The 2,395-nt window shown below is 69.2% G+C and carries 2 protein-coding genes; both read right to left on the bottom strand.

Features of this window, described 5'->3' with window-relative positions:
* Positions 1–246 (bottom strand): hypothetical protein (locus L286_RS0124050; RefSeq protein ID WP_238559271.1); only part of this gene is annotated, 246 nt, incomplete at its 3' end.
* A 2-nt stretch (positions 247–248) separates the two neighbouring features.
* On the bottom strand, positions 249–2,395 hold a 2,147-nt coding region (locus tag L286_RS25620), incomplete at its 5' end, for a cellulose biosynthesis cyclic di-GMP-binding regulatory protein BcsB (protein ID WP_021222922.1).

Raw genomic sequence — 2,395 nt, 5'->3', positions numbered from 1 at the left:
CCTGGCCTGGGGGGCGGGCCTGGCCTGGGGCGCATTGCCGGCAAGGCCGCGCCGCGCCTCCGCATTGGAAGGGTCTATGGCCAGCACCCGGTTATAGGCCTGCCGCGCCAGGTCGCCGCGTCCCTTGGACTGCCAGTAGCGCGCCTGCTTGAGCAGCGGGGCGACGCCCTGCACCTCCGCCTGCGCCAGGGGCATCGTCGCGATGGCCAGCAGGGGCAGGCCGAGGAGGGAGATCGTCTTCTTCATGTTCATTTCACCGCTTCGAGGCGCTGGGTTTCCTGCCGCTTGAACAGCAGATAGACCGGGGCGGAGATGAGGAAGGCGACCAGCAGGCCGCCGAGCGCGATCAGGAACGGCCGCTGGCTCATCCAATAGGCGATCTTCATCCAGACCGGCAGCGATCCGACCCAATAGCCGTCGCCCACCGCAAAGCTCGCCATGCCTTCGCCGTCCACCACCGAAAGGTCGCCCTGGACCTGCGCGTTGATCCGGGTGTCGTTGAGGCCGTTGACCAGCGTGGGCAGCGCTTCGGGATCGCTGGCCAGCAGCGCGACGACGCTGCGCTCCGCGTCGAAGGGCGACTGGAAGCCGACGATGCCGCTGAAACTGTCGGACCCGGAGAAGAAGCCGTCGACGGTGGCGCTGTCGCTGCGCTCATAGGGGGAGAAGAGGTCGAAGGCGCGCTCCACCGGCGTGCGTTCGGTGACGCGCAGCCGGCCGTCCTGGTAGAAGACGGGCGCGCCGGAAAAGAGCGATTCCGACTGGGCGATCTGTATGGGGCCGATGACCAATATGTCCTTGCCCGCCATCCGCGCGGCGTCGACCGACCGGGTGACGCTGGCCCGGATCGCGGGCGCGCCGGTGGCGTCCCCGAAGCGGCCCATGACGTTCAGGAACGCCTCGACCACGGCGGGCGTCGGGTCGCCGGGCAGCAGGACGACCGTCTCCGCCATGTCGGGGCGCACGGTGAAGGGATAGCCGCCGCCCGCGAAGCTCGCCAGGTCGGGCATGTGCAGCGCGTGATAGGCGTGGCTGAGGTCGATCGAGCTTTCCGGCAGGATGCTCACCCGCACATTGTCGGGCAGCATCCCCTCGCAGCGCTGCTTGGACTGGACCAGCAGATTATAGTCGAACACCAGCGAGTTCTGGCCGAACAGGTCGTAGCGCGGCAGCACGACGTCGGCGCGGGACGTATATGCCGCGGGCCGTCCGCCGCCGAACCATTTGTCCCACCAATGCTCGCCGGTCAGGGGCAGGGTGGTCAGATATTGGCCGTTCATCGACAGGTCGAGGCGCGAGCGGGACTTGTCGAGCCAGGGGGCGGAGGGATAGCGGTAGCGCAGGTCGAGCTTGGCGCCCTGGCGCGGCCAGAAGAACAGGTCGGGCGCGACATGGAAACCGGCGCTGAGCGGGCCGGGCGGCAGGCCGATGCCCTGAAGGGCGTAGCGCGGCACGATCTCGCCCAGGCGCACCGGCCGGTCGGTCCGCAGCCAGCGCGGCGCGGAATAGCGGGGGAAGGAGGGCAGGCGCACGCCGTCCAGCGACGCGCTCGCCCCGCCCAGCATGCCCCGTCCGATGGCGAGCGCCGCGGCGGCCTGCTTCAACTGCTTCTCGTCGCTGCCGCTGACGACCAGCAACTGGCCCTCGCTGTCCACGGGATTGGCGATGACCGTGGCGGCGGGGCCGGCGGGCAGATCGATGCCGGGGATGCGGCGGCCCGGCGTCACGAACAGCACGGCGTTGCCGGCGGGGATCTGGCCGAAGCTGGGCTTGAAGGAATAGCCGCGATAGCTGGCCATGCCGCCGAACCAGGATGCGGTGCTGGCGGCCGCCTCCAGCTCGCCATTGGTGGGCTTGCCCGCGAAGACGAAGGGCAGTTTCAGCGCCACATTGTCGTTGCGGTCGAAAAAGGGCGCGGGCAGGCGCGCCAGGTCAGGCTTCAGCGGCAGCGACTGGGTGGTGATGTTCAGCACCGACCGCGTGTTGCTGACATTGGCCCAGAGCGAGCTGTGGAAGGGGTCTTCGCAGTCGCGGGTGTAATGGCCGATGAAGCGCAGGTTCAGCGAATTGTCGCCCGGCAGGAACAGCGCCGGGTTGATCGGCACGCTCACCGTCTGCGTCGTGCCGTCCGAAGGCCGAAGCGGCAGGGCGTTGACCACTTCTCCGTTCAGCAGGACGACGATCTGGCTGAGGTCGCCCAGCAGCGAGGGCGAGAAGTTGAAGGCCAGGGTCAGCGAGGCGGCGGTCACGACCTGGTTGCTGCGGAGGCCGAAGGGAATGCCATATTCGCCGCGCGTGCCGGCGAGGCGGATGGGATTCCTGACCTGCAGGTCCTTGAGCGGCAGCCGCTGCGGCCTGCCCGTCGAAGCCGGGACCGGCGCGGCCGCCACGGGGC

Origin of the sequence: Sphingobium sp. HDIP04 (assembly GCF_000445085.1) — a bacterium.
GTDB lineage: Bacteria > Pseudomonadota > Alphaproteobacteria > Sphingomonadales > Sphingomonadaceae > Sphingobium > Sphingobium indicum.
The sequence above is the reverse complement of the archived record's forward strand: the minus strand, read 5'-3'. Positions and strand labels throughout refer to the sequence as shown.